Origin of the sequence: Streptomyces fumanus, assembly GCF_014655295.1 — a bacterium.
GTDB lineage: Bacteria > Actinomycetota > Actinomycetes > Streptomycetales > Streptomycetaceae > Streptomyces > Streptomyces fumanus.
In genome coordinates this window covers 33635-60633 of the sequence record NZ_BNBI01000020.1, presented here as the reverse complement: position 1 = coordinate 60633, position 26999 = coordinate 33635, and the positions used below count along the sequence as shown (strand labels likewise).

General features: G+C 73.4%; 27 protein-coding genes and 1 pseudogene. 17 read left to right on the top strand and 11 right to left on the bottom strand.

Translation table 11 applies throughout. The features are described from left to right. Positions 1-2 precede the first annotated feature (2 nt). The 3 genes from IE316_RS32555 (at position 3) to IE316_RS32545 (ending at position 2153) form a co-directional block, all read left to right on the top strand. Positions 3-941, top strand: a complete 939-nt coding sequence (locus tag IE316_RS32555) for a PAC2 family protein (protein ID WP_190208149.1) — start codon at positions 3-5, stop codon at positions 939-941. 143 nt (positions 942-1084) lie between these two features. Next, positions 1085-1690: a dephospho-CoA kinase gene (gene coaE, locus IE316_RS32550; protein ID WP_190208148.1), complete on the top strand. Its 606-nt coding sequence runs from the start codon at positions 1085-1087 to the stop codon at positions 1688-1690. An 82-nt stretch (positions 1691-1772) separates the two neighbouring features. Next, positions 1773-2153, top strand: a complete 381-nt coding sequence (locus tag IE316_RS32545; RefSeq protein WP_190208147.1) for a tetratricopeptide repeat protein — start codon at positions 1773-1775, stop codon at positions 2151-2153. Between the two features lie 191 nt (positions 2154-2344). Here IE316_RS32545 and IE316_RS32540 read toward each other — a convergent pair. Continuing rightward, positions 2345-2605: pseudogene (locus IE316_RS32540) on the bottom strand (DUF6343 family protein); the annotation flags it as partial. Between the two features lie 203 nt (positions 2606-2808). Here IE316_RS32540 and IE316_RS32535 point away from each other — a divergent pair. Continuing rightward, on the top strand, positions 2809-3489 hold the full coding sequence (locus IE316_RS32535; RefSeq protein WP_190208145.1) for a class I SAM-dependent methyltransferase: 681 nt from the start codon (positions 2809-2811) through the stop codon (positions 3487-3489). Between the two features lie 60 nt (positions 3490-3549). On the opposite strand, the gene IE316_RS32530 is transcribed toward IE316_RS32535, so the two are convergent. Beyond that, positions 3550-5424 (bottom strand): CocE/NonD family hydrolase, encoded by a 1875-nt coding sequence (locus IE316_RS32530; RefSeq protein ID WP_229910645.1) that lies wholly within the window; start codon positions 5422-5424, stop codon positions 3550-3552. A gap of 496 nt (positions 5425-5920) precedes the next feature. Further along, the gene (locus IE316_RS32525; RefSeq protein ID WP_229910644.1) at positions 5921-6559 is read right to left on the bottom strand and encodes an RNA-binding S4 domain-containing protein; all 639 of its coding nucleotides are present in this window, start codon (positions 6557-6559) and stop codon (positions 5921-5923) included. A gap of 54 nt (positions 6560-6613) precedes the next feature. Here IE316_RS32525 and IE316_RS32520 point away from each other — a divergent pair, with 54 nt between their 5' ends. The 7 genes from IE316_RS32520 (at position 6614) to IE316_RS32490 (ending at position 14161) form a co-directional block, all read left to right on the top strand. Then, on the top strand, positions 6614-7429 hold the full coding sequence (locus tag IE316_RS32520; RefSeq protein WP_190208143.1) for a uracil-DNA glycosylase: 816 nt from the start codon (positions 6614-6616) through the stop codon (positions 7427-7429). 9 nt (positions 7430-7438) lie between these two features. After that, positions 7439-8407: a prolyl aminopeptidase gene (gene pip / locus IE316_RS32515; protein WP_190208142.1), complete on the top strand. Its 969-nt coding sequence runs from the start codon at positions 7439-7441 to the stop codon at positions 8405-8407. Between the two features lie 91 nt (positions 8408-8498). Beyond that, the gene (locus tag IE316_RS32510) at positions 8499-9278 is read left to right on the top strand and encodes a nucleotidyltransferase domain-containing protein (protein WP_190208141.1); all 780 of its coding nucleotides are present in this window, start codon (positions 8499-8501) and stop codon (positions 9276-9278) included. Positions 9279-9525: 247 nt separating this feature from the next. Further along, complete coding sequence (locus tag IE316_RS32505; RefSeq protein WP_229910643.1) at positions 9526-11394, top strand: FUSC family protein; 1869 nt, start codon at positions 9526-9528, stop codon at positions 11392-11394. 223 nt (positions 11395-11617) lie between these two features. Then, on the top strand, positions 11618-12976 hold the full coding sequence (locus IE316_RS32500; protein WP_190208139.1) for an amidohydrolase: 1359 nt from the start codon (positions 11618-11620) through the stop codon (positions 12974-12976). A 141-nt stretch (positions 12977-13117) separates the two neighbouring features. Next, positions 13118-13807, top strand: a complete 690-nt coding sequence (locus IE316_RS32495; protein WP_190208138.1) for a DUF899 domain-containing protein — start codon at positions 13118-13120, stop codon at positions 13805-13807. Between the two features lie 168 nt (positions 13808-13975). Further along, complete coding sequence (locus tag IE316_RS32490; protein ID WP_190208137.1) at positions 13976-14161, top strand: DUF8839 family protein; 186 nt, start codon at positions 13976-13978, stop codon at positions 14159-14161. A gap of 26 nt (positions 14162-14187) precedes the next feature. On the opposite strand, the gene IE316_RS32485 is transcribed toward IE316_RS32490, so the two are convergent. Together IE316_RS32485 and IE316_RS32480 are read right to left on the bottom strand one after the other, a co-directional pair. Next, a complete protein-coding gene (locus IE316_RS32485) occupies positions 14188-14628 on the bottom strand; it encodes a hypothetical protein (protein WP_190208136.1) in 441 nt (146 codons plus the stop codon). Continuing rightward, a complete protein-coding gene (locus tag IE316_RS32480; RefSeq protein ID WP_373311378.1) occupies positions 14619-15434 on the bottom strand; it encodes an ATP-binding protein in 816 nt (271 codons plus the stop codon). Before IE316_RS32480 ends, IE316_RS32485 begins: the two co-directional genes overlap by 10 nt. Before the next feature lie 261 nt (positions 15435-15695). Here IE316_RS32480 and IE316_RS32475 point away from each other — a divergent pair, with 261 nt between their 5' ends. The 3 genes from IE316_RS32475 (at position 15696) to IE316_RS32465 (ending at position 17767) form a co-directional block, all read left to right on the top strand. Further along, positions 15696-16556, top strand: coding sequence for a Sco1979 family transcriptional regulator (locus IE316_RS32475; RefSeq protein ID WP_190208134.1), 861 nt, complete (start codon positions 15696-15698; stop codon positions 16554-16556). Continuing rightward, positions 16557-16832, top strand: a complete 276-nt coding sequence (locus IE316_RS32470) for a DUF397 domain-containing protein (RefSeq protein ID WP_190208133.1) — start codon at positions 16557-16559, stop codon at positions 16830-16832. Positions 16833-16963: 131 nt separating this feature from the next. Further along, positions 16964-17767, top strand: a complete 804-nt coding sequence (locus tag IE316_RS32465; RefSeq protein WP_190208132.1) for an SAM-dependent methyltransferase — start codon at positions 16964-16966, stop codon at positions 17765-17767. Positions 17768-17914: 147 nt separating this feature from the next. Here IE316_RS32465 and IE316_RS32460 read toward each other — a convergent pair whose 3' ends face one another. Then, positions 17915-19405: a glutamate synthase subunit beta gene (locus IE316_RS32460; protein ID WP_190208131.1), complete on the bottom strand. Its 1491-nt coding sequence runs from the start codon at positions 19403-19405 to the stop codon at positions 17915-17917. 308 nt (positions 19406-19713) lie between these two features. On the opposite strand from IE316_RS32460, the gene IE316_RS32455 reads away from it, so the two are divergent. Further along, the gene (locus IE316_RS32455; RefSeq protein WP_190208130.1) at positions 19714-20346 is read left to right on the top strand and encodes a nucleoside/nucleotide kinase family protein; all 633 of its coding nucleotides are present in this window, start codon (positions 19714-19716) and stop codon (positions 20344-20346) included. A gap of 22 nt (positions 20347-20368) precedes the next feature. Here IE316_RS32455 and IE316_RS32450 read toward each other — a convergent pair whose 3' ends face one another. Beyond that, on the bottom strand, positions 20369-21496 hold the full coding sequence (locus IE316_RS32450; protein ID WP_190208129.1) for a magnesium and cobalt transport protein CorA: 1128 nt from the start codon (positions 21494-21496) through the stop codon (positions 20369-20371). 244 nt (positions 21497-21740) lie between these two features. Between IE316_RS32450 and IE316_RS32445 the strand changes: the two genes are divergently transcribed. Then, entirely contained in the window at positions 21741-22535 is a 795-nt protein-coding gene (locus IE316_RS32445) for a methyltransferase domain-containing protein (protein ID WP_190208128.1), read from the top strand. Between the two features lie 185 nt (positions 22536-22720). Here the strand turns inward: IE316_RS32445 and IE316_RS32440 are convergent, their stop codons facing one another. Next, the gene (locus IE316_RS32440) at positions 22721-23689 is read right to left on the bottom strand and encodes a carbohydrate kinase family protein (RefSeq protein WP_229910642.1); all 969 of its coding nucleotides are present in this window, start codon (positions 23687-23689) and stop codon (positions 22721-22723) included. Next, a complete protein-coding gene (locus tag IE316_RS32435) occupies positions 23686-24594 on the bottom strand; it encodes a pseudouridine-5'-phosphate glycosidase (RefSeq protein WP_190208127.1) in 909 nt (302 codons plus the stop codon). The genes IE316_RS32440 and IE316_RS32435 overlap by 4 nt, the downstream gene beginning before the upstream one ends. A gap of 99 nt (positions 24595-24693) precedes the next feature. Here IE316_RS32435 and IE316_RS32430 point away from each other — a divergent pair, with 99 nt between their 5' ends. Beyond that, positions 24694-25122 carry a VOC family protein gene (locus tag IE316_RS32430; protein WP_190208126.1) on the top strand — a complete coding sequence of 143 codons (429 nt, stop codon included), beginning with the start codon at positions 24694-24696 and terminating at the stop codon, positions 25120-25122. A gap of 32 nt (positions 25123-25154) precedes the next feature. Here IE316_RS32430 and IE316_RS32425 read toward each other — a convergent pair whose 3' ends face one another. Further along, complete coding sequence (locus IE316_RS32425) at positions 25155-25709, bottom strand: methylated-DNA--[protein]-cysteine S-methyltransferase (RefSeq protein ID WP_190208125.1); 555 nt, start codon at positions 25707-25709, stop codon at positions 25155-25157. Positions 25710-25858: 149 nt separating this feature from the next. Next, a complete protein-coding gene (locus IE316_RS32420) occupies positions 25859-26746 on the bottom strand; it encodes a glycerophosphodiester phosphodiesterase (protein ID WP_190208124.1) in 888 nt (295 codons plus the stop codon). Between the last annotated feature and the right edge of the window lie 253 nt (positions 26747-26999).

Below are 26999 nucleotides of genomic sequence, written 5' to 3'. Positions count from 1 at the left end.
CAGTGCCTGATCCGCAGGGTTTGTACGCATGGGAGCCGAAGGGCCTGGCCGTCGTCGACATGGCGCTCGCCCAGGAGTCGGCCGGCCTTGTCATGCTCTACCACTTCGACGGTTACATCGACGCCGGCGAGACCGGCGACCAGATCGTCGACCAACTGCTCGACTCGCTGCCGCACCAGGTCGTCGCCCGCTTCGACCACGACCGGCTCGTGGACTACCGGGCCCGTCGCCCGCTGCTCACGTTCAAGCGCGACCACTGGGACGACTACGAGGTACCCGGCATCGAGGTGCGCGTCGTCCAGGACGCCACCGGAGCGCCCTTCCTGCTGCTGTCCGGCCCCGAGCCGGACGTCGAGTGGGAGCGCTTCGCCGCCGCCGTGACCCAGATCGTGGAGCGGCTCGGCGTCCGCCTCTCCGTGAACTTCCACGGCATCCCGATGGGCGTCCCGCACACCCGCCCCGTCGGCATCACCCCGCACGGCAACCGCACCGACCTCGTCCCCGGCCACCGCAGCCCCTTCGAGGAGGCGCAGGTCCCCGGCAGCGCCGAGGCGCTCGTCGAGTACCGGCTCGCCCAGGCCGGTCACGACGTCCTGGGCGTCGCCGCGCACGTGCCGCACTACATCGCCCGCTCCGCCTACCCGGACGCGGCGCTGACCGTCCTGGAGGCCATCACCGGGGCGACCGGACTGGTCCTGCCCGGGGTCGCGCACTCCCTGCGCACCGAGGCGCACCGCACCCAGACGGAGATCGACCGGCAGATCCAGGAGGGCGACGAGGAGCTGACCGCGCTCGTCCAGGGCCTGGAGCACCAGTACGACGCCGCCGCGGGCGCCGAGACCCGGGGCAACATGCTCGCCGAGCCCGTCGAGATCCCCTCGGCCGACGAGATCGGCCGCGAGTTCGAACGCTTCCTGGCCGAACGGGAGGGCGACGGCTGATCCGTTAGGCTGTCGCGGGACCGCGCCCGGCGGATCCGGCCACGTCCGGTGGCCGCGGCGGGTCCGGCGGCTCCGGTCCGCGGTGTCGGAGCCGGCCAGTCGTCCCCGCCGCCGCGGGGACCCGTGACGGTGGAGGTGCGGTCGTGCTGTCCGTGGGCCTGACCGGCGGCATCGGCGCCGGCAAGAGCGAGGTGTCGCGGCTGCTCGTCGAGTGCGGGGCCGTACTGATCGACGCGGACCGCATCGCACGCGAGGTGGTCGAGCCGGGGACGCCCGGCCTCGCCGCGGTCGTCGCGGCCTTCGGCGACGAGGTGCTCGCCGCCGACGGCAGCCTGGACCGGCCCAAGCTGGGCTCGATCGTCTTCGCCGACCAGGAGAAACTCGGCGTACTCAACTCGATCGTGCACCCCCTGGTACGCGACCGCTCCCGCGAGCTGGAGGAGGCCGCCGCCGCGGACGCCGTCGTCGTCCACGACGTCCCGCTGCTCACCGAGAACGGCCTCGCACCGCTGTACGACCTCGTGATCGTCGTCGACGCCGACCCCGCCACCCAGCTCGACCGGCTGGTCCGGCTGCGCGGCATGCCCGAGCAGGACGCCCGCGCGCGGATGGCCGCCCAGGCGACGCGCGAGCAGCGCCGGGCGATCGCGGACATCGTCATCGACAACGACGTACCGCTGGAAGACCTCCGGCGCCGCGTCAAGGAGGTCTGGGCCGAGCTGGCCCGCAGGGCGCAGACGCCCCGCTGAGCACCCCGGACGCCCCGCGCGCTTCAGGAATAGCGGCCCCCGCGCGCGCGTTGAACGGTTGCAGTGAGGGAAGGACTCAGCCGTGCCCGAAACCAGCGGATCGACCGGACGCACGCCGGAGACGGACGTGATCGACTTCCGTGCCGCCGAGCAGTTGCTGGCCGCGCGGGACCCGCGGGGCGCGGTGAAACTGCTCGACAGCGTGATCGCCGCGCACCCGGAGAACACCGCCGCGCGGCTGCTGCGCGCGCGTGCCTTCTTCGCCGCCGCGCAACTGCGACCCGCCGAGCTGGAGTTCACCGTCGTCCTGGAACGCGAGCCGGACAACGCCTACGCGCACTTCGCGCTCGGCCGCACCTATGAGCGGCAGAACCGTCCCGACCAGGCCAGACGCCACTTCCGCCTGGCCGCCGCCCTCGACCCGAACCCGCAGTACCTGCGACGGGCGGGGTTCGGCGGCTGACGGGCCGTGCCGGGGAGGGGCGGGGAGGGGGCGGAGCGTCGCGCTGACCGCTGACCGCTGACCGCCGATCGCCGATTGGCGGGGCTCGGATTCGCCGTTTTGTCGTCGGTGGTCACGGACGGTGGTCACGGTCGGTGGTCGTGGGGGCCGGGGCCGAGACCGGGACCGGGGCCGGGACCTCGGCCGGGACCTGGGCCGTCGTCCGGTGGCTGGTACGGGGGGATGTCCGGGCCGGGCTGGTAGTGCGGGCCCTGCCGCAGCCGGTGCAGGATCACCGTCAGGTCGACCGTGATGATCAGCCACAGGACTCCGCAGGCCACCGCCCAGCCGGTCCGCCCGGTGAGGGCGAACGCCGTCGTCCCGAAGACCGCCCAGACCAGACCCCACAAGGTCAGCCAGAATCGTGCCCGCAGCGCACTGCGCGCGGTCGTCGGCTCACTGCCCGTACGCATCACGATCACCGCTTCTGCGTCTCCGCGCTCCCTCATCACGAACGTACCCGCCCGTCGGGACGTTCACCAGGAGAGTCCCTCTGCCCCCCTGCCCATGGAGCATCGGGCGGCCGTTCGGGCGCCGTTCACTCGTTCGAGTGATGGGGGGGAGGGATGGGAACGGCGGGGCGGGAGCGGGCCGTTGGACGGGCATGGAACGGAAAATGCGACCAGGACATCAGGGCACCGGCCCCGGGGCCATCACCCCGGACGGTTGCGCGGTCGAGCTGTATGCGCGGCTTCCGGCCGGTACCGAGCCGGACATCATCGCCGCCGCCGTGCCCCCGGGGGCGCACATCCTGGAGCTGGGCTGCGGCGTGGGCCGCGTGACCCACCCGCTGCTGGAGCGGGGATTCACGGTCACCGCGGTCGACGAGTCCCCGGAGATGCTGGAGCGGGTCCGAGGGGCGCGGACGATATGCGCCCCGATCGAGGACCTGGACCTGGGCGAGCGGTTCGACGTGGTGATGCTGGCGTCGTTCCTGGTGCACACCGCCGACGCCGAGGTGCGGCGCGGCCTGCTGCGCGCCTGTGTCCGGCACGTCGCCGAGGACGGCTGTGTGCTGATCCAGCGGGAGGGGGAGGACTACCACCGCGACCTGCCGCGCGAGCGCGTGGACCCCAGCGGCTTCACCGTGCGCATCGCCTCCTCCGAACCGGTCGGGGACGGAGTCCACTCGGTGCGCGCGGAGTACGAGTTCCCCGACGCGGTCTGGACGCAGACCTTCCGTGCCCGGCCGCTGACCCGGGAGCAGTTCGAGACGGCCCTCGCCGAGGCGGGCCTGCGGGTGGACCGCTATCTGACGGAGGACCGGATATGGGTACGGGCCGTGCCCGCGGCCTGAGCCACGGGCACGGCGGAGAACGGGATCAGGCCGGAGTCCGGCCCGGAGGCGGAGCCGGGGTCACAGGCGCCGACCGGGGACCACGGTGAACGAACCGCGACCGGGCGGCAGTTGCACGGTGTACTGGCTCAGGTAGGTGTCCAGGAACGGCGAGCGCGCACCCTGCGTGGGGATGTCGTCGGCCGGGTCGTCCAGGTCCAGGGCGAGCCGTGCGTTCTTGACGGTGATGGTCTCGCCGGAGGGCGTGTCACGCCACGAACCGGTCTGGATGGACCCGATCTCCACGGCCAGCACATGCCCGGCCGCCAGCGTCCAGTCGGTCGACTTCAGGTCGACGGTCAACCGGCCCGAGTCCACCAGGGACACCTGCTCGTCGAACATGACGGCGGTGCCGTCCGGGGCGACGTCGTACAGCTTGAGCATGATGTTGCCCTCGCCCCTGGCGGTCAGCGACACCTGCGGAGTGCCCGTGACGCGTACGGACTTCTTGACCGGCTTGGACCACACGAAGAAGCTCGACGTGACATCACCGGCCCGCTGGCGCTTCGCCTGCGCCTCGGCCAGTCCCTTCGGGGCGGTCGGTTCCGTCCTCGGCGCGTTCTCCATGTCCCACTTGCCGGACGGCTGGGGGGACGCCTTGGGCGCGGGCCGGCCCGACGCGGTCAGCGCCGCCCGGGCGGACGCGCCGCCGTCGTCCACGTAGGAGCCGTTGCCCAGCGGCAGGGTGACGGAGCGTTCGACGACCGGCCAGGTCCGCTGGGCGCGCCAGGCGCCGGTGTTGTCCTCGACGGCGTAGGCCGGGTAGCGCACGGACGGCTTGACGCCCTTGAGGTACTGGTCGAAGAAGGAGAGCGTCTCGGCGTACCAGCCCTCGCGGCCCATGGCCAGCCGGCCGTCACTCACGCGGTCACCGCCGCGGACGTGGTCCCACTGGCCGAGCCAGCCGCGCTCGGGGCCGTGGTGGTTGTCGAGGTACTCCTCCATCTCCTCGGGCTTGGTGTTGTTCTCGATGAAGCCCTGGGTGACGAAGAGCGGGGTGTCGCTGCCCTTCGCCATCCTCGCCAGATCACGGGAGGTCCAGTGCTCGTCCCACTGGTCGGATATTCGGTAGCCGGCCGCGTTCTCGGTGAGGCACTCCGGGTGGGCGTCCTCATAGCGGGCGTTGGCCCGGTAGCGGGGGTCGTCGTCCGCCAGGGGGTCCAGGGTGGCGATGCCGTTGTAGGCGTTGGCGGTGCCGGTCACGTTGGGGCGGGGCACACCGTTGGAGTAGATGTACTGGTACATGTCCCAGACGGGTTCCTGGGCGACGACGGCCTTCAGCGCGCGCTGGTCCAGGTTGTTGCCGATGAGACCGGTCACGGCGTCGTACGACTTGCCGTACATGCCCACCGCGCCGGTGGACCAGGGCTGCTTGGCCGCCCAGTCGATCGCGGCCTTCACATCGGCCTGCTCGCCGGGGCCGGCCCAGTCCAGGCAGCCGGTGGAGCCGCCGAAGCCGCGCAGGTCCACCATGACGAAGGCATAGCCCTCGTCGAACAGGTCGGCGCCCTCGATGAAGTCCTGGAAGCGGGCCGAGGGGCCGGTGTGCGTGAAGCCCTCGGGACCGGTCTGCCCGGTGTGCGAGAAGTAGGGGCCGACCGACAGGATGACCGGCACCTTCTTGTGCTTGGGCAGGGACTCGGGCAGCAGGACGTCGGCGTGGAGTTCGGTGCCGGAGCCGTCGGAGGACGGGAAGTAGTGCTGGGTCCAGACCGAGCCCTCGGGGACGCGGTCGTTCTCGTCGTGAGTGACCGGATCGGCCGCGGCGGTGGCCGGTGACGCCGCCCCGCCGGACGCCGCGGTGGCGGGGCCGGCGAGTCCGGTGAGTCCGGCGGTCAGGGCGAAGGTGGCGACGAGCGCCGAGGCGGCCCGGACGGCCGTACGACGTGCTCTCACATGCTCCTCCTTGGGTGATGGATGGAGGTGGTGCGGTGCCGCGTGGCGGTGCGCGTGAGGTACGGGCATACCGGCGGCACGGGTGGTGCGGTGCAGGTCTAGCAGCGATTCCGGCTCACGTCGACGGTGCGGTGGCCATCTCCCGTGAGCGGCAAGGGGGTTGGACGGGGACATCACGGCATGAGTCGGACCCGGGCGGGGCGGCCGGGGAACGCCGTGATCATCTTTGAGGGGGTGTGTCGCCGGGGTGTGTCCGGGGGGTTACCGGTGGGGGTGATCGGTCATGTCCGCGGCCAGGACGGCTCGTTGGCCGCCTGGTTGCCCAGTTGCTTGCTGTGCTGGGCCCTTGCGGGGCCGGTCCTGCGGTCCTGTCGGTCCTGCGGTCCTGTCGGTCCTGCCGGTCCTGCCGGTCCTGCCGGTTCCGTCGGGCATGACGTGCCAGCCGCGCGTGAGAGGGCGGTAGAGGAGCGGAAGGGGCAGGGCGGCGGGTGGCAGGTCAGTGGCCGCCGGGGCGGCTCTTGAGGCTGTTCAGGGCGCGCAGGCGTTCCAGTTCCCGCCGGTCGCGCTTGGTGGGCCGGCCGGCGCCGCGGTCGCGGATCCCGGCGGGGGCGACGGCCTCGCGGGGCGGGGGCGGCGGGGAGTTGTCGATGTAGCACTGGGTGGCGACGGGGGCGCCGACGCGCTTGCGGATCAGCCGCTTCACGACGACGACGCGTTCCCGGCCCTCCTGCCGCAGCCGTACTTCGTCGCCGATGCGCAGGGAGTAGGCGGGCTTGACCCGCTCGCCGTTCACCCGGACATGCCCGCCCCGGCAGGCGGTCGCGCCGACGGAGCGCGTCTTGACCAGGCGGACGGCCCAGATCCAACTGTCGACGCGGACCGTCTCACCGTTCTTCGGCCCCGCCGCCTCGGCGGCGGCGATGGCGGCGGCGACCTTCGGGTCGACGGGAGCGGACGCGGGGGAGCCGCTGGCACCGGAGGCGGTGGTTCCGGCGGCGGCGGCTTCGGAACCACCGCTTCCGGCACCGGCACCGGCACCGGTCGCCGTGTCGGGCCGGTCGTCGGCCGTCGCCTCGGTGGAGCCCGGCAGGCGGGGTGCCGCGTCGTTCCTGTCCTCGTCACGCTCGGATGCCATGCCCCGACCTTAACCGCCCGGCCGCCGCGGATGCCCGGGTTCTACCGTGGAGGCATGGACACCAGCGGCCTCACCGTTCTCGACCAGCGCGTTTCGGAGTGCCGGGCCTGTCCCCGGCTGGTCGCCTGGCGGGAAGAGGTCGCCCGTACCAAGCGCGCGGCCTTCGCCGACTGGACGTACTGGGGACGCCCGGTGCCCGGTTTCGGGCCGCCGGACGCCCGGCTGCTGATCGTCGGCCTCGCCCCCGCGGCCCACGGCGGGAACCGTACGGGACGGATGTTCACCGGCGACCGCTCCGGTGACGTCCTGTACCAGGCCCTGTACGACGTGGGCCTCGCCTCGCAGCCGACCGCGGTCGCCGCCGACGACGGACTCGAACTGTTCGGCGTCCGCGTCACCTCCCCGGTGCACTGCGCCCCGCCCGCCAACAAGCCCACCCCCGGCGAACGGGACACCTGCCGCCCCTGGCTGGTGCGGGAACTGCGACTGCTGCGGCCGACCCTGCGGGCCGCGGTGGTCCTGGGCGCCTTCGGCTGGCAGGCCGCGCTGCCCGCGTTCGCCGAAGCGGACTGGAACGTGCCCCGGCCGCGCCCCAGGTTCGCCCACGGCACACGGATCACCCTCGACAGCACCGGCGGCGGCGACCGACTCGACCTCTTCGGCTGCTTCCACGTCAGCCAGCGCAACACCTTCACCGGCCGGCTCACCCCCGCGATGCTGCGCGAGGTGCTGACCGAGGCGGCCCGGACAGCGGGCCTGCCCACCACCGGGGGCCCGCAGCCGGTCGGGGGCCCGCAGCCGGTCGGGGGCCCGCGACCGGCCGGGGGCCCGGGTGAAAACGGGGCGACGCAAGCGCCCGGCGCGGGTTAGCGTGCTCCGATGGATCACCGTCCGGAGATCGAACCGTACGACCACGGCATGCTCGACGTGGGCGATGGCAACCGGATCTACTGGGAGACCAGCGGCAACCCGCGCGGCAAACCCGCCGTCGTGCTGCACGGCGGGCCGGGCTCGAGTTCCAGTCCGGCCCTGCGGCGCTACTTCGACCCGGCCGCGTACCGGATCGTGCTGTTCGACCAGCGCGGATGCGGCCGTTCGACACCGTCGGCCGCCCGCCACGACACCGACATGAGCGTCAACACGACCGCCCACCTCATCGCCGACCTGGAACTGCTGCGGCGGCACCTCGGCATCGAACGGTGGCTGGTCTGGGGCGTGTCCTGGGGTTCCGTGCTCGGGCTGCGGTACGCGCAGACGCACCCCGACGCGGTGACGGAACTGGTGCTCGCGGCGGTCGCGACCGGCTCGAACCCCGAGGTCACGCTGATGACCAAGGGACTGGGCAAGCTCTTCCCGGCCGCGTTCGAGGAGTTCCTCGCCCTGGTTCCCGAAGAGGAACGGGACGGCAACCTCGCCGCCGCCTACAACCGGCTGCTGGAATCCCCCGACCAGCGGGTGCGGGAGCGCGCGGCACGTGCCTGGACCGACTGGGAGACCGCGATGGCCTCCGCCCCGCCGCGTTCGATCCCGCGCTACGAGGACCCGGTCTTCCGCATGGGGTTCGCCCGCACGGTGACCCACTACTGGGGCAACGACCACTTCCTGGGCGACGGCAACGACGAGGGAGTCGTCCTGCGCGACGCCCCGCTGCTCGCCGGTCTCCCCGGCACCCTCGTCCAGGGCGTCCTCGACCCCGGCAACCTCCTCGGCACCGTCTGGCGGCTCCACCACGCCTGGCCCGCGAGCGAACTGCTCCTCGTGGACGACGTCGGTCACAACGCGGGCGCCCCGGGCATGGCCGAGCTGCTGCGCGCGGCGACGGACCGGTACGCCGCCGACGGACGGTAGTGCGCCCTCGCGCCCGGATCACCAGGTCACCGGACCACCCGGACCACCCGGACCACCCGGACCACCCGGACCACCGGAAGGAGCCCACCCCGTGCCCGGCCTCCCCGACGAGAAGTTCCTCGACCTCGTCGCCGACCGGCTCGCCGCCCTGCCCACCGTCCGGGCGGTCACCCTCGGCGGCTCCCGGGCCCAGGGCACCCACCGGCCCGACAGCGACTGGGACATGGCCCTCTACTACCGAGGCGCCTTCGACCCGGCCGGCCTCCGCGCCCTCGGCTGGGAGGGCGAGGTCTCCGGGGTCGGCGACTGGGGCGGCGGCGTGTTCAACGGGGGCGCCTGGCTGACCGTCGACGGACGGCGCGTCGACGTGCACTACCGCGACCTCGACGTGGTGGAGCACGAGCTGACGGAGGCCGGGGCGGGGCGGTTCCGCGTCGAACCTCTGATGTTCCACCTGGCGGGCATCCCGACGTACCTGGTCGTCGCCGAACTGGCGATCAACCGGGTGCTCCGCGGCGACCTGCCGCGTCCCGCCTACCCCGAGCCCCTGCGCCGTACCGCCCCCGCTCACTGGTGGGGCACGGCCGAGGCCACCCTCGCCTACGCCAAGGCGGGCCACGCCCCCAAGGGCGCCCTCGCCCAGGTCGCGGGGGCGATCGCGCTGGCCGCGACCCAGGCGGCCCACGCGGTACTGGCGGCCCGCGGGGAGTGGGTCACCAACGAGAAGGGCCTGGTCGGGCGGGCCGGGCTCGATGGGGTCGACGGGATCGTGGCGGGCCTCACGCCGGAGCCGGACGCCCTGGCGGATGCGGTCGAGCGGGCGGCGGCGTTCCTCGGACACGCGGTCGAAGCGGCCCGGCAGGGAACGTAACGCGAGCAGAAGACCGTCCCGCGCACCGGCGGGCCCGGCACCGGATCCGGGAGCGAGCCCAGCGGGAACGAAACACCGCCGAGCAGGAATGAAACGGCGATTTCCGGTCATGTGTCACATGCCCGAAACGGAATCGTATCCTCCTCCACAAGAACACCCCGTACCGTGGAAGGTACCCACCCAGCCCGGCCACCGTCGCCCGAAGGCTCGCCCCCGCCCTCGACCGGACGACAGGAGCCCCCGTACTGTGACCCACCGCGTTCGTCCCGCCACCCCCCTCGCGCTTCCGCCGTGGCTCGCCCATGCCCTGCGGGCCCAGCGCGGTCCCGTGCCCTGGAGCGCGGTCACCCGCGGGGCGCTGGCGGGAGGACCGCTGCTGATCGCCGCCCTGGCGGCCGGACACGTCTCCCTGGGCGTCGTCGCCGTGATCGCCGCCATGCTGGCCGGGATCAACGACCGGCCGGGCAGCCGGCGGGCCTCCGTGCGCCGCATCGGCGTGCCCGCGCTCGCCGGGGCGGCCGGACTGCTGACCGGCACCTACGCCGGGGAGCACCTCGGCGCCGTCGCCCTGACCCTCGTACTGACCGTCCTGGGACTCCTCGCCGGCGCCGTCAGCGCCGTCGGGCCGGTGGCGTCCGGGGTGGGCACCCAGGTGCTGGTCACCGCCGCCGTGGGGGCCGGGATGCCGCTGCCGGACACCGGGTGGTCGCGCACCCTGGCGTTCCTCGCCGGAGCGGGCTGGCTGCTCGCGCTGCGGCTGGCGCTGCCCACGCCCGGCCGGCTGACCGGCGACTTCCGCTTCGACGGGGAACGCGCGGCCGTCGCCGAGGTGTACGACGCGGTGGCCGCGCTCCTCGACGCCACCGGCACCCGGCACGCCGTCGCCCGCCGCGCCGCGCTCACCGCCGCGCTCGACCAGGCGCAGGACGCGCTCGCGGGCCCCCGGCTGCGCCGTTACGCCTCCTCGGCGGCCGAGCGCCGGCTGCACGCGCAGTACGCCGCCGCGCTGCCGCTCGCCGAGGCCGCGACCGCGCTGGCCTGGGCCGGGGAACCCGTCCCCGCGCGCGCGGCGGAGGGCCCCCGCCGCCTCGCCGCCGCCGTGCGCGGCGCGAACCACACCGGCCCGCTGCCCGCCCCGGCCCGGTCCGCGCCGGGGCTGCGCGCCCTGGACGACGCCCTGTTGCGGGCCGCCGAGGCGTTCGACGGCGGCGAGGGCGGTGACCTGCACACCCGCAGGCGGTCACCGCGTTCCGTGGCGCGTACCGTGATCGGCGCCGCCGGGCGGGAGTACGGGCTGCGCGTCGGCCTCTGCTTCGGGGCCGGCGCGGCCGTCGCCCAGGCGCTGCACCACACCCAGTGGTACGGGCAGCACCAGCACTGGTACTGGCTGCCCGCGACCGCCGTCTTCCTGGTCAAGCCCGACCTCGGGCCGCTCGCCTCCCGGGTGCTGTGCCGGGCCGCCGGTACGGTCCTCGGCGCGCTGGTCTTCGCCGCGTTCGCCGCCGTGCTGCCCCGTCCGGAGGGGCTGGTCGCGCTCGTCGTCCTCGCCGGTGCGCTGATCCCCGTAGCCGCCCGGCACTTCGCCGCGCAGACGGCCGTCGTCACCGTGCTCGTCCTCGCCCTCGTCATGGTCGGCGGCGAACCCCAGGCGTCCGTCGGCCGTATCGGCGAGACCCTGCTGGCCTGCGCGATCGTGCTGGTCGTCGGCCATCTGCCGGTGCCGGGGCAGCGTGGCGGCGGCGTCCGCGCCCGGCTCACCGCGGCGGGCGACGCCGCGCACGCCTACCTCGCCCATGTGCTCAGCGGCTCCACGGACCGCGCCACCCGCTGGACCCTGCGCCGCGAGGCGTACCGCACGCTCGCCGAGGCCCGCGCCGCCATCGCCCTGGCCACCGCGGAGCTCCCCGCCCTCGCCCGGCACGCCGAGGGCGCCGACGAGATCGCCGCCACCCTCGAACGGCTCGTCGACACCACCACCGCCTGCGCCGTACACCTCGACCACACCGGCCGCCTCACCCCCGAGCACCTCGAACGGCTCGCCGAGCTGCGCGACCGGCTGGCCGACCGATCCGACCGCGCGGCAGTACGCCTCCCGGACCTGCCACTCGCCGGGTGACGCCCCGGTCCCGGGTACACGTCCTGGTCCCGCGTCCCGGGTACACGTCCTGGTCCCGCGTCCCGGCGCACGTCCCGGGTACACGTCCTATCGCGTCCCGGCCCGCGTTCTGGGCCCCCACGTCCTGGTCCCGCGTCCCGGTACGGGCGCCGGGGCGGACCCGCGCGCGGTACGGCCCGGCCCGGCCCTCCCGCGCCCCGCCCCGGCGTCGTACGTTGACCCCATGACGCCCGTCGCAGACGCCGCCGACCTCGTCGTGACCGGATGTGCCGTGCTCGTCCACGACGAGGAGGAGCGGATCGGTTTCCGGCAGGACGCGGCCGTCGTCGTCCGCGGTGGCCGCATCGACGCCGTCACCTCCGCCGACGCCGTGACCGGCCTCGCCGCCGCCGAGCGGATCGACGCCCGCGGCCAGGTCGCCCTCCCCGGCCTGATCAACTGCCACACGCACGCCCCGATGGCCGCCCTGCGCGGGCTCGCCGAGGACCTGCCCACCGAGGAGTGGTTCAACGAGGTCGTCTGGCCCGTCGAGGCCAACCTGACCGAACGGGACGTGACGCTCGGCGCCCGGCTGGCCTGCGCCGAGATGATCCGGGCCGGCGTGACCTGCTTCGCCGACCACTACTTCGCCATGGACGCGGTCGCCGCCGTCGTGGCCGAGTGCGGGATGCGGGCGCTGCTGGGCGAGGCGTACTTCTCCTCGCAGGGCGCACGGGGACGGCAGCGCTCCCTGGAGTTCGCGCTGGCGCACCGGGGTGCGGCCGGCGGCCGGATCACCACCGCCCTCGCCCCGCACGCCCCCTACACCGTCACCGACGCCGACCTCGCCGCCACCGCCGGACTGGCCCGCGCGCACGGACTGCCCGTGCACCTGCACGCCGCCGAGAACCGCGACCAGACCGACGCCAGCCTCGCCCGGCACGGCGTCACCCCGATCGAGGTCCTGGACCGCACCGGCATCCTCGGCGCCGACGTGCTCATCGCGCACGGCACCGGCATCACCGAGCGCGACCTGCCGGTGCTGGCCCGGGCGGTCGGCCGGGTCGCCGTCGCCACCGCGCCCCGGGGCTATCTGAAGTTCGCCTGGCCCACCACCACGCCGGTGCGCGCGCTGCGCGAGATCGGCGTACCCGTGGGACTGGCCACGGACGGCGCCGCCTCCAACAACTCCCTGGACGTGTGGGAGTCGATGGCGCTGACCGCCCTGATCCAGAAGTCCACCGAGGGCGACCCCCGCTGGCTCACCGCCCGCCAGGCACTGCACCACGCCACGCTGCAGAGCGCCCGCGCGGTGGGGCTGGGCGGGACGGTCGGCAGCATCGCGCCGGGGCGGCGGGCCGACCTGATCCTCGTCGACCTCACCGGACCGCACACCCGGCCCGTGCACGACCTGGCCGCCACCCTGGTGCACAGCGCCCGCTCCTCCGACGTGCGCACGACGATCGTCGAGGGCCGGGTCCTGATGCGGGACCGGGAGCTGCTCACCCTCGACGTCCCCGGGACCGTGGCCGAACTGGAGCGGCGGCTGCCCGCCCTGACCGACCGCGGACACGGCCGGCGCGTCCAGACGTACGACACCTGAGACCCGTGAACGCGGAGGCGCGTCCCTTCAGCGGAACGCGCCTCCTCAGTGGTGGTCCGGAAAGAAAACCTCGGATCGGCGATGAGTTCCGCTCCCGCCGGCGGTCACCACCCCGACGGACCGCTGCACAGGAGGAGCCCCATGTCCCTTCCCGAGGTCGTCTCGCGCGAGGAGTGGCGCGCGGCACGGCAGGCCCTGCTGGTCAAGGAGAAGGCGGCCACGCGCGCGCGTGACGCGCTCAACGCGGAGCGGCGCGGGCTGCCGATGGTGGAGATCGACAAGGAGTACGTCTTCGAGGGCGGCGACGGGAAGGCGTCCCTGCCCGACCTGTTCGAGGGGCGGCAGCAGCTCGTCGTCTACCACTTCATGTTCGCCCCCGAGTGGGAGGCCGGCTGCCGGAGCTGCTCGGCGTTCCTGGACCAGATCGGGCACCTGGCCCACCTCAGGGCGCGCGGCACGGCGTTCGCGGCCGTCTCCCGGGCCCCGTACCAGAAGATCCTGCCGTTCAAGGCGCGGATGGGCTGGACGGTGCCCTGGTACTCGTCGTACGTCAGCGACTTCAACGCCGACTTCGAGGTGACCCTCGAACACGAGGGGCACCTGATCGAACGACCCGGCCTGAGCTGTTTCCTGCGGGACCGCGACCGCGTCTTCCACACCTACTCGACGTACGAGCGCGGCCTGGACTGCCTCGGCTCGACCACCAGCCTGCTGGATCTGACCGCCCTCGGCCGGCAGGAGGCGTGGGAGGAACCGAAGGGACGCGCGTCGGCTCTCGGGGCGCCCGCGGGCAGCGAGGGCGTCCGCTACCACGACGAGTACGAGGACTGACGGCGCGCGTCCGGCGCGCAAAACGACCGAAACGGCCGGAAGGCCGCGATGGTGCTCACCCTTTGCGGTGAACGAGTGCCAACTAGATCTCAGTACCGTCACTTCGTACGCCGTTCACCCCATCGTTGGCGTTTAACTCTATGAGCGCGACAAAGACGGAGGTGCAGGGTGAACGGGCGAACGGTGCTCGAACGCTTCCCGGCCGGAGGCCCACGCGGGTCCTGGCCGGCGGAGGAGTTCGCTCACGCGCGGCGTGCCGAGGGCCTGCCCGCGGAGGTCGTGATGGATCTCGCGACCGACATGTTCCTGGTGATCGTCCGCGGTGGCGGCGACGCCTCCGACGCCGTCGCCTGAGCCGTACGGCCCGGCGGTGCCGCGGGCTACGCGCTGATCGGGCGCGACCAGGTCGGCGTGGTGCCCGTCAGCCGGCACAGCGCCAGATAGAGGGGGATCGGCGGGGTGTACGGAACCGTACCGTCCGGCCGGTGGATCAGGCCGGGCGCCTCGGGGGAGTCGGGCACCACCGCGCCCGTGGCGTACCGCGCCGGGGCGGGCCACTCCATGGCGTAGTCGGAGTCCGAGGGCACGATCCACCACCAGTGCGCCTCGTCGGCGTAGACGCACCCCACGCGCGGCAGCCGGGGGAGCACCTGCTGGCCGAGCAGCGCGGGCACCGCCACCGCGTCGCAGCCCAGCGGGGCGCTCATGCCGTCCGGTACGGCGAGCCGGCGCGGTGTCGCCGCGGCCCGCACCCCCCGTTGCAGCCGGACCATCGTGTCCAGGTTCAGTACCCGGGCACCGGACACTGCCCTCACAGCCATGCGTCCCCCGTCATGTGGCGTGCCTGTCGTGTCTGCTGTGTCTGCCCGCGCGGCTGGTCATGCCGCGCGGACCGCGACCGGTTCTCGCCGCCGGAGTCTTCCCCGGGGCGGTCGCCGGAACCCTTGCCCGGGCCGTTGCCCGCACCGTCGCCCGGGCCGTCCCCGGCAGGGACCCGCTTGGGCCGTGCCCCCCAGCCCAGGTCGCCGTGCGGCTCGCCGGCGACGTACGGCTCGTCGGCGACGTACGGCTCGCCGGTGTCCTGCGCTCCGTCGGTGTCCTGCGCTCCGTCGGTGTCCTGCGATCCGTCGGTGTCCTGCGGTCCGTCGGCCCGGCGTGGCAGCTCGGCCCAGACCAGCAGGCCGGGGCCGTGCTCCTGCGCGCCCCAGGAGTGGCACAGGGCGTCGACGAGCAGCAGTCCCCTCCCGTGCTCCTCCTCGGGCTGGTCCCGGGACGACGGATGCGGCTGGCCGGGCGCGCAGCCCTCGTCGCGCACGGCTATGCGCACCAGGTCGGCGCCGTCCCGCAGCTCGCACACTATGTGTCTGCTCGCGGTGTGCACGACGGCGTTGGTGACCAGCTCGGAGACGACCAGGGCGGCCGTGTCGCAGGTGTCCTCGCACACCGCCCAGTTGGTCAGCCGGGCGCGGGTCAGACGTCTGGCCTGGGCGGGAGAACCCGGGTGGGCGGCCAGCTCGAAGCGGAACCTGCGCTCGGCAGCGGCCTTGGCGGGGGCGGCTTCCGTAGCGGCGCCGAGGCCGGGGCGGCCCGTGGCGGCGTCTGTTCCTAAAGGCGCGGACGGAATCACGCTTGCCACTATCGCCCCGCCGTGAACACTTGGCAAGTGTCACTCTGAAAATTGCAGAGTGCGGTGTGACGCTTTGGACTGACGTGGCACACTGCTCGCAACGGCATGTCGAGCGGCGCCAGTTCAGGGCGGCGGAGGTCTGCGCCGACCTTCGAAAACGTCTTCGAATGGCGCCGCCGGGCTGTCCGCGCACGGTCGCGGCCGGCCCGGCGGCGCCACGGCCGCCGTACGCGACAGAGGGCTCTTCTTGGAGGTGGAACGGTGAGCGAACCGCGGTCCGCGCCGACGGTCGGCCAGGTCGTCCTCGGCCGGCGCCTGCTGGACCTGCGGGAACGCGCCGGGATGAAGCGCGAGGAAGCGGCCCGCATCCTCCGCGTCGCCCCCGCCACCGTCCGCCGCATGGAGATGGCCGAGGTCGGGCTGAAGATCCCCTACCTCCAGTTGCTGCTCAAGGCGTACGGCGTCTCCGACGAGGAGGCCGAGGCGTTCGTCCAGTTGGCCGAGGAGGCCAACAAACCCGGCTGGTGGCAGCGGTTCCACGACATCCTGCCGGGCTGGTTCTCCATGTACGTCAGCCTGGAGGGGGCCGCGTCCCTCATCCGCTCCTACGAACCGCACTTCGTCCCCGGGCTGCTCCAGACCGAGGACTACGCCCGCGGGGTGCTGGAGTCCGGCGCCATCGGCCAGACCCGCCCCGACGACATCGAGCGGCACGTCGCCCTGCGCATGCAGCGCCAGGAACTCCTCACCCGCAAGGACGCCCCCCGGCTGTGGGTGGTCATGGACGAGACCGTGCTGCGCCGCCCGGTCGGCGGTCCGGAGGTGATGCGGGCCCAGATCGACAGACTGCTCGAAGCCACGAAGCTGCCCAACGTCACGCTGCAGGTCGTCCCGTTCGCCAACGGGCCGCACCCCGGCACGTACGGGCCCTTCGTGCTGTTCCGATTCGCCGTGCCGGAACTCCCGGACATGGTCTACAGCGAGTACCTGACCGGCGCCGTCTACCTGGACGCGCGCTCCGAGGTGGCGACCCACCTCGAGGTCATGGACCGCATGGCGGCGCAAGCCGCTACGGCACATCGCACGAAGGAGATCCTCCGGGATCTCCGCAAGGAGCTGTGAATGGATCGCATCACGTCCCAGCCCAAGCCGCGGATCCGCAGCGAGCGGATCTACAACGGCATGCCCGCGCGTGAGCTGGGCAGCGAGGGCTGGCACAAGCCGTGGAGCGGCGGCAACGGCGGCAACTGCCTGGAGGCGATGAAACTCGCCGACGGCCGGATCGCCGTCCGGCAGTCCACCGACCCCGACGGGCCCGCGCTGATCTACACCTCCGACGAGATGACGGCCTTCATTCAAGGGGCCAAGGCGGGAGAGGCGGACTTCCTGCTCTCCTGACCCCTGCGCACGGCTTGCTTTTTACGCCCTTTGCCCCTGTCACTCCCCTTCCCTGTCGGCCTCTTCCGCATCGGCACCGACATGAACCCGTTCACCTACCGCAGCACAGACTTAGCCCTCTGGAGTCCGTCATGACCGGACAGCACCCCGTCGAGATCGACACGACCAGGCCCCATCCCGCACGGATGTACGACTGGTACCTCGGCGGCAAGGACAACTACCCCGTCGACGAGGAGATGGGCCGGCAGATGCTCGCCCTCGACCCGAGGGTGCCGGTGATGGCCCGGGTCAACCGCGCGTTCATGCAGCGGGCCACGCGCTGGCTGGCCGGGCAGGGCGTGCGGCAGTTCCTGGACATCGGTACGGGCATACCCACCGAGCCCAACCTGCACCAGGTCGCCCAGGAGATCGCGCCCGACGCCCGCGTCGTCTACTGCGACAACGACCCCATCGTGCTGGCCCACGCGGCGGCCCTGCTGCGCGGCACGCCCGAGGGGGCCACCGAGTACCTCCAGGCCGACGTGCGCGAGCCGGACGCCATCCTGGAGGGCGCCAGTAAGGTCCTGGACCTCGGCAGGCCGGTGGCGCTGTCCCTCGTCGCCCTGCTGCACTTCGTCTCCGACGAGGACGGCGCGCACGACCTGGTGCGCCGGCTGCTGGCCGCGCTGCCCTCCGGCAGTCACCTGGTGGTCACCCACGCGACCGCCGACTTCACGCCGGAGGAGTCGCGGGCGGCCACCGCCAAGCTCAAGGCCGCCGGGGTCACGCTGGCCCTGCGCTCCCGGGACGAGTTCGCCCGCTTCTTCGACGGACTGGAACTGATCGAGCCCGGCATCGAGGTCCCCCACCGGTGGCACCCCGAACTGGGCGAGCCGGTCCCCGGACAGGACGACGGGGTCATCCCGGGGTACGGGGCGGTGGCCCGCAAGCCGTGACGGCCGGGGGCGGCGGGGACGGCGGGGGCGGGTGTGCGGCCCCCTGGACGGCTCCCGCCGGCCGGGGGCGTGCGGTGCCGCGGGCTCAGCGGGGTGCGGCGCCGCTTCCGGGGACCGTCCGATCCGGCCCGGTCCTCGTCATCCGGCTCAGACCGTCATCGGGCGGTCGTACGGTCCGATCGGCGCCGGCAGGGGTGAGGGGACGCCGGTCAGATGGGCGTCGACGGCCGCCGCCACCGCACGCCCCTCCGCGATCGCCCACACGATGAGCGACTGCCCGCGCGCCGCGTCCCCGGCGGCGAACACACCGGGCACGTTCGTCGCGAACCCCGCGTCCCGCGCGATCGTGCCACGCGGCTCCAGCTCCACCCCCAACTGATCGGCCAGCCCGTCCGCCCGGTCCGGCCCCGAGAAACCGAGGGCCAGCAGCACCAGATCGGCGGGGAGCGTCCGCTCGGTGCCCGGCAGCGGACGGCGCCGGGCGTCCACACCGGTCAGGTGCAGCGACCGCACATGCCCCGCCGCGTCACCGGTCAGACGGAGCGTGGACGCCGCGAACAGCCGCGCGTCCGCGTCCGCCGCCGGCGCGGACCGCAGATCACGCGCCTCCTCGTGCGCCGCCGACAGCCGGTACACCCTCGGATACGTCGGCCAGGGCTCGCCCTCCTCGTCACGCGCCGTGCCCGGCTGCGCGTAGATGTCCAACTGGGTGACCGACGCGGCACCCTCCCGCACCGCCGTGCCCAGACAGTCCGCCCCCGTGTCCCCGCCGCCCACGATGACCACGTGCCGCCCGGCGGCGCTCAGCGGGGACGCCTCCAGGTCTCCCTCGCGCACCCGGTTGGCCAGCGGCAGATACTCCATCGCCTGGTGGACCCCGGCCAACTCCCGTCCCGGCACCTCCAGTTCCCGCCACGCCGTCGCCCCCGTGGCGATCACCACGGCGTCGTATCGGCTCCGCAGCTCCCCGGCGTCGATGTCCCGGCCGACCGCCGTGGCGGGACGGAACCTCGTCCCCTCGGCCCGCATCTGCTTGATGCGCCGATCCAGATGGCGCTTCTCCATCTTGAACTCGGGGATGCCGTACCGCAGCAGCCCGCCTATCCGGTCGTCCCTCTCGTACACGGCGACCGTGTGCCCCGCCCGGGTGAGCTGCTGCGCCGCGGCGAGCCCCGCGGGCCCCGACCCGATCACCGCCACCGTCCTGCCCGACAGCCGCTCCGGCGGGCGCGGTGCGGTGTACCCCTCCTCCCACGCCCGGTCGGCGATGGCGCACTCGACGTTCTTGATGGTGACCGCCGGCTGGTTGATCGCCAGCACACAGCCCGCCTCGCACGGCGCCGGACACAGCCGGCCCGTGAACTCCGGGAAGTTGTTCGTGGCGTGCAGCCGGTCGCTCGCCCGGCGCCAGTCGTCCCGGGCGACCAGTTCGTTCCACTCGGGGATCAGGTTCCCCAGCGGACACGCCTCGTGGCAGAACGGAACCCCGCAGTCCATACAGCGGGCGGCCTGTCCGCCGATGATCGGCAGCAGCGCCCCGGGGACAGCCACCTCCCGCCAGTCGCGGACCCGCTCCTCGACCGGCCTGCGCGGCCAGTCCTCGCGGGGAGTGGTCAGGAATCCCTTGGGGTCGGCCATGGCCGTCTTCCTTGCGTGCGAGGGTGGCAGGCCGTGCGCCGTCGGCGGCCCTCCTCCAGCCACGATACGTTCGGCCCGCCCACCCCGCAGAGCGGCGGAGGCCCGCCTGCCCGGCCCACAGGAACCCCATCACCACCGGCACCGCCGACCCGAAGTACAGCCCCTCGATCATCTCCCGTCGACTCCCGTCCTTCGTCAACTGCCGCCATCCGCACCGCCGACCCCGCCACTCCCTCCCCTCACACCACACGCTCCCGTCGCGGAGGGTGCCCGACCCGCCGGGCCGGTGCCTGGCGCATCATGGCCCTGTGCGATGGGAAGCGATCACCTGGGACCGGCTCGGCGACCGGCTCGCCGAGCGACTGCTCGACCTCAAGCCGGCCGACGGCAGCCCCTGGCCGCGCATCGCCTTCGACGGAGCCCCCGCCGCCCGCCCCGGCGACCTGGCCGAGCGCGTCGCCGAGACGCTCCGTGTCCTCGGCCGCCCCTCCCTGGTCGTCGGCACGGCGGGCTTCCTGCGCCCGGCCTCGGTCCGGTTGCAGTACGGGCACCAGGACCTCGACGCCTACTACGACGGCTGGTACGACACCGGCGCCCTGTGGCGCGAGGTCTTCGGCCCCCTCGAACCGGGCGGCGACGGACGCGTCCTGCCCGACCTGTGGGACCCCGTCACCGACCGCGCCACCCGCAGCCCCTACACGACCCTGCCGCCCGGCGGCTTCCTGCTCCTGCACGGCCCCCTTCTCCTGCGCCACTGGTTCCCCTTCGACCTGAGCGTCCACTTCCTCCTCACCCCGGGCGCCCTGCGCCGCCGCACCCCCGAGGCCGAGCAGTGGACGCTGCCTGCCTTCGAGCGCTACACGGACGAGACCGACCCCGCCGGCACCGCGGACGTCCTGGTGCGTGCCGACGACCCACGGCATCCCGCCTGGAACGGCTGACCGCCCCACCGCCCCCGGTCGCCTACAGCCAGCCGTTGCGCCGGAAACCCCGGTACAGCACCACGCAGGCGACGGATATCACGCCGAGGACCAGGGGGTATCCGTACTGCCACGCCAGCTCGGGCATGTGCTCGAAGTTCATGCCGTACACCCCGCAGACCATGGTCGGCACGGCCACGATCGCCGCCCAGGCGGTGATCTTCCGCATGTCCTCGTTCTGCGCGACGGTGACCTGCGCCAGGTGTGCCTGGAGGATGGAGTTGAGCAGTTCGTCGAAGGCGGCGATCTGCTCCGTGGCCCGCAGCAGGTGGTCGGAGACATCACGGAAGTAGGCCCGTATCTCCGGGGCGACCGCCCGGATCGGCCGGGTGGCCAGCTCCTCCAGCGGCCGGCCGAGCGGCACCACCGCCCGTTTCAGCTCCAGCAGTTCACGCTTGAGCTGGTAGATCCGCCCCGGGTCGACCCGCGCGCCGTCCTCCGCGAAGACGGCCGTCTCCACCTGGTCGATGTCGCTCTGCGCTTCGTCGATGACGGTCAGGAAGTCGTCGACCACATGGTCCGCGATCGCGTGCAGCACCGCCGACGGTCCCTTGGCGAGCTGTTCCGGCTCGGACTCCAGCTCCTCCCGCAGCGGACCCAGCGAGCCGTGCCGCCCGTGCCGTACGGTCACCAGGAAGTCCTCGCCGACGAAGGCCATGATCTCACCGGTGTTCACCACCTCGCTGGTGGCGGTCAGCTCCTCGTGCTCCACATAGCAGACCGTCTTGAACACGGCGAAGAGCGTGTCGCCGTACGGCTCCAGCTTCGGGCGCTGGTGGGCCTCGACGGCGTCCTCGACCGCCAGCGGGTGCAGATCGAACAGCTCGGCGATGTCCGTGAACTCCTCCTTCGTCGGCTCGTGCAGACCCAGCCAGACGAAGCCGTCACCGCGCTTGCGCACCCGCTGCACGGCGTCGACCAGATCACCGCCCTCCGGCGTGCGGACACCGTCCCGGTACGTCACGCAGTTCACCACCGAGGAGCCCAGCGGGGAACGCGCGGGATGGCTCAGGTCGACGCGCGGGCGCCGCCGGGCCAGCCTCGCGACTCTGCGGAGGCCGCTCGCCCTGCCGAGGCTCGTGACCTTCCGCAGATTCCCTGCCATGGACATGTGGATCTCCTCGCGTTGATCCCCTCGCGCCGCGCTTTCTGCGCCCTGGCGCGCCAGTTTGCCAGCTTCGGGCAGGTCGTGTGCGGGCCTGTGGGTACGGCGGATTCCGTTTTGTTCCCGGCTGTGGACAGCCGTCGGCAGCCGATGGGGGAGTGGGCGCGGGCGGCCGGCGAGAGGCCGTGCGGGACCTCGCTTCGGAGCGTCGACCACTTCGGACAAGCCGGGCAACTGGGATGATCGGTGCATGACGCGAACCGACGGAGATCTTCTCGACAATCGGCGGACCGAGCCGGCGGAGCGCCTCGACGCCTTCGCCGCCCTGTACGACCCCACCACGTTCCGGCACCTCGCGGCCCTCGGCGTCGGCCCCGGCTGGCGCTGCTGGGAGGTCGGGCCCGGCGGCACCTCGGTGATCTCGTGGCTGGCCAAGAAGGTGGGGCCCACCGGAAAGGTCGTCGCGACGGACCTCGACACCGCGCGGCTCGCCCCGGTCGCCCGCCCACCGGTGGAGGTGCGCAGACATGACGTGACCACACAGGAGCCGCCGGGGGAGGGTTTCGACCTCGTGCACGCCCGCCTCGTCGTGGTCCGGGTACCGGAACGGGAGCGGGCGCTGCGGTCGATGGTCGAGTCCCTGCGTCCCGGTGGGCGGCTGCTGGTCGAGGACGCCGACCTCGCGCTCCAGCCGCTGCTCTGCCCCGACGAGCACGGCCCCGAACAGCAGTTGGCGAACCGCCTGCGGTACGCCTTCCGCCAACTCACCACCCGTCGGGGCGCCGACGTGGCCCACGGCCGCCAACTGCCGCGCCTGCTGCGGGAGGCCGGATTGCACCGCGTGGAGGCGGACGCCCACTTCCCGGTGACCTCGCCCGCCTGCGCCGCCCTGGAGACCGCCACGATCCGCCAGGTCCGCGACCAGCTCGTCCGGGCCGGACTCGCCACCGACCAGGACATCGACCGCCACCTCGCCAACGTCGCGTCCGGCTCCATGGACCTGGCCACGGCCCCGATGATCTCGGCCTGGGGCCGCAAGGCGTAAGCGACGGACCGGGAGGACGGCCCCGCACCACAGCACCGCCTCCGCCCCCGCCACCGCACCGCCCGGTGACCCGAGGCACGGAGCCGGTCGCCGCGGTCACGGCCGACCAGGTCAGTGAGCCGGTCGCCGCTGCCGCAGACGACTCAGATCACGGAGCCGGTAGCCGCGGCCACGGCCGATTCGGGTCACGGGCCCCCTCGCGCCCGCGAAACAGAATCCCCCTTGTCCCGCCCCGGTCCCACCCCCGCCCCGGGCGGCCTGCCGCCCGGCCGCTGCACCACCAGCGCGCCCGCCCGGCATCCCTCCGCGGTCGCCTCCTCCGGTGCGGCGCCGGCCAGCAGGGCGGCGAGGAACGCGCCGGTGAAGGCGTCACCGGCGCCCGTGGTGTCCCGGGGAACCGCCGGTACGGCGGGCACCCGGGCGCACACGGAACCGCCGCGCGCCACCAGCGCGCCGTCCGCTCCCTGCTTGGCGACCACCAGCGGCAGTCGCCGGCTCAGTGCCGCCGCCGCGCCGGCCGCGTCGGTCAGCCCGGTGAGCAGGCATGCCTCGGCACGGCTGGGCAGCAGGACGTCGACACCCTCGACGAGCGCCAGGAAGCGGTCCGCGCCCAGCTCCGTCAGGAACCCGGCCGACGCCGGATCCAGACTCACCGGCACCCCACGCGCGCGTGCCGCCTCCAGGGCGACCGCCACCAGCGCCCGGCCGGACGCGGAGAACAGGAGGTACCCCGACAGATGCAGCCGGGCCACGCCGTCGAGCAACGCGTCCGACCAGTCACCGGGCCCCAGCCGCAGCGACGCCCCGCTGTCCGTCAGGAACGTCCGCTCGGCCGCCGCCTCCGAGTCGACCAGGCAGATCACCGTCCCCGTCGGCGTCTCCTCGTCCACGACCAGACGGGGCCGCACCCCGGCCGCCAGCAGCTCCCGCTCGTGCCAGGCCGCCGCGTCCCTACCGACCCGTCCGACCAGCCGTACGTCACCGCAGCCCCGGTGCGCCGCCCAGCACGCCACATTGGCACCCGCCCCGCCCGGCAGCTTCCGGATCGACGCGGCCGTGTCCGTCCCGGCGGCCAGCGGTCCGCGATGCCGGGCCACGATGTCCGTGACGACGTCACCGACGACCAGCAGCGCACCGTGCGCCCCCGCCGTCACCCCCGGGCCCAGGCGGTCGCCACCCGCGCCGCCAGTCGTACGTTGCCGCGCACCGCTGCCAGGTTGGCGTTCAGTGAGGCCCCGTCGGTGTGCCGCACCAGGTGGTCCAGCAGGAACGGGGTGACCGCCTGACCGGTGACGCCCTCCCGCGCGCACGCGTGCAGCGCGTCGGCCAGTACGCGCGCGTGCAGCTCCGGGTCGAGCTGCTCCTCCTCGGGTACGGGGTTGGCGACGACCAGCGCCGACTCCGGCGCCCCGAGCGCGTCCTGAGCCCGCATCACCTCGGCCACCTGCTCGGGCGTGCGCAGCGTCCAGTCCACCGGATGTCCCGAGTCGGACAGGTAGAAGCCGGGGAACCGGTCCGTGCCGTACCCGGCCACGGCGACGCCCAGCGTCTCCAACCGCTGCAAGGTCGCCGGCACGTCCAGGATCGACTTCACCCCGGCGCACACCACGGTGATCCTGGTCCGCGCCAGCAGACCGAGGTCGGCGGACTCGTCCTGGGTCGCCGTCCACTCCCGGTGCACCCCGCCGAGCCCGCCGGTGGCGAACACCCGGATGCCCGCGCGGGCCGCCAGCAGGGCGGTCGCCGACACCGTGGTCGCCCCGATCGCGCCCGAGGCCACCGCGAGCGGCAGGTCCCGGTGCCCCAGCTTGCGCACGCCGTCCGCATCGGCGATCCGCTCCAACTGCTCCTCGTCCAGCCCGACCCGGGGCCGGCCGTCCAGCACGGCGATCGTCGCCGGAACGGCCCCCTCCCGCCGTACCGCCTGCTCCAGCTCCCGTGCCACCTGGAGGTTGCGCGGGCGGGGCAGCCCGTGCGCGATGATCGTGGACTCCAGGGCCACCACGGGCCGACGCGAGGCGAGCGCCTCCCGCACCTCTTCCGACACCACCAGCACCACGGGTATGCCTCCTGTCCGTCGGTTCTCCTTCATCCCTGGCGGCCGCCGCACCGGACCAAACCCTTGCGGCACGCGGAGCACGGCACCAGCCTGGTGACCATGACGGACAACACGGCACGTCTCGACCACGTCGTCCTCTGGGTGCGCGATCCGATCGCCGCGGCCGGCTTCTACGAGAAGGCCCTGGGCATGGAGCCGCTCAGGCTCACCGAGTTCGCGGCGGGCACCGTGGCGTTCCCCTCCGTACGGCTCAACGAGGAGACCATCTTCGACCTGGCGCCGCTCACTCTGGCGGAGCGCATGAGGATGCTGCCCGGCGCCGCGGAGAGCGCCGGCCACCCCGTCAACCACGTCTGCCTGTCACTGCCCGCCGACGCCTTCGAGGCCCTGCGCGGCCGCCTGGAGGAGCAGGGAGTCCCCGTGTCGGAGCTCGTCCACGACTCCTACGGCGCCCGGGGCATGGCCAGACGTGCCTTCTACTTCACCGATCCGGACGGCAACGTCTTCGAGGCCCGGCACTACGACTGACGCCCGGGACACGGCCGGAGGCACCCAGCGGATCAGAACAGCGGCTCGGGCAGCACGCCCTCCAGGGCGAGCAGCTTCCGCTTGGTCTCCAGTCCGCCCCCGAACCCGCCGATGCCGCCGTCGCTCTCCACGACCCGGTGGCACGGCACCACCACGGGCAGCGGATTGGCACCCATCGCCACCCCCACCGCCTGGGCCGCGCCCGGCTGGCCCGCCCGCCCGGCGAGGTCGCCGTAGCCGACGACCGAACCGTAGGGCACCTCGGCCGCCAGCTTCCGCAGCACCGCACGGTTGAAGCCGGAGATCAGCGACCAGTCCAGCGGCAGGTCGAAGTCCCGCCGCTCCCCGGCGAAGTACGCGTCGACCTGCCGTATCGCCTCCGCCAGCAGCGGGGAGCCGGGCGCCTCGACGGGCTCGGTGCCCAGCCGGGAGGCGAGCCGCTCCAGGGCCCGGTCCCGCACCGGTCCGGAGGCGTGGAACACGACGTTGACCAGGCCGTCGCGGGTCGCGGCCAGCAGCAGCGGACCGATGCCGGTGGCGACGACCGTCCACCCGACTCGCTGCTCGTACTGCCCATGGCTGTCCATGCGCCCCACCGTACGGCCCCCCACTGACAACGCCGCACGAGCGGCCCCGGACCGCGCCCGCCCGCTCATTTCCCGGCGGCGCGGCCCCGGACCGCGCCTGCCCGCTCTTCTCCCGGCGGCGCGGCCCTGCACCGCGCCCCGCCCGCTCACTACCGGGCGGCGGCGTTCTCGCCGAGCGTCGCCGCCCGGACCACGTCCGGCTTGTTGGTGATGATGCCGTCCACGCCGTACCCGGCGGCCCGCCGGGCGCCGACCGCGTCGTCGACCGTCCAGGTGAAGATCTCCAGCGGCTTGCCGTGCGGCCCGGTGAAGGCATGGACGGCGGACACGTAGCCCACCGAGAGCGACGCGTAGGAGACGTTGATCTGATCGGCGAACCCGGCGTAGGCGGGCAGGCGCGACATCGGCGGCGTGCCCAGGAGCCCGGTCTTCACGGCCGGCTTCAGCTCGTGCACGGTCCGCACGCTGTCCGCGTCGAAGCTCTGCACCACCAGCCGGTCGGACAGGTGCCGCCGGTCCAGCCAGCCCTCGTTGCCGAGCACCTTGAGCGTGTCGCGTTCGATGCCGGGATACAGCTCCGGGCTCTTGATCTCCAGCAGCAGCTTCTGACGGTGCCGCTCGATCCGGTGCACGTACTCCTTCAACGTCGGCACGCGCGTGCCCGCCCAGGAGGGACCGAACCAGCTCCCGGCGTCCAGGCGGGCGATCTCGGCGGCGGTGAAGTCCTTCACCTTCCACGGCGCCCGGTCCGGGAAGACCTCCTCGGCGTCGGTCGTCCGCCGCAGGGTGTCGTCGTGGACGACGACCAGCTCGCCGTCCCTGGTGCGCTGGACGTCGTTCTCCACCCAGTGGATGCCCAGCTCGGCCGCCTTGTCGACGGCGGGCAGGGTGTTCTCCGGGGCGTACGCCGAAGCGCCCCGGTGGGCGATGACGGCCGGTCGCTCCCCGTCGTGGGCCCGGGCCGCCGAGGCCGGACCCAGCAGGGCGGCGGCGCCCAGGAGCGCGGTGGTCGTGGCGACAACTGCGCGCGCGTGCATACGTACTCCTCGCGTCGACCGATCACGGACAGTTCAACTGTGACAGCAGAGCGTCAAGAACGACCGGGTGTGGAATCGACGCAGACAGACGGGGGACTCTCAACTCCGCACACCGGGGGCGCACAACTGGGGCAGATCGGTGATTCTTTGTCGGAGAATCGTTCGACCATTCCGGTGGGAGTCATACTTTCTGCTCTCGACCCTGATCGCTCGGGCGGTTCTGGGAGGGGCGCGTACCGGGGGATCCAGGGAC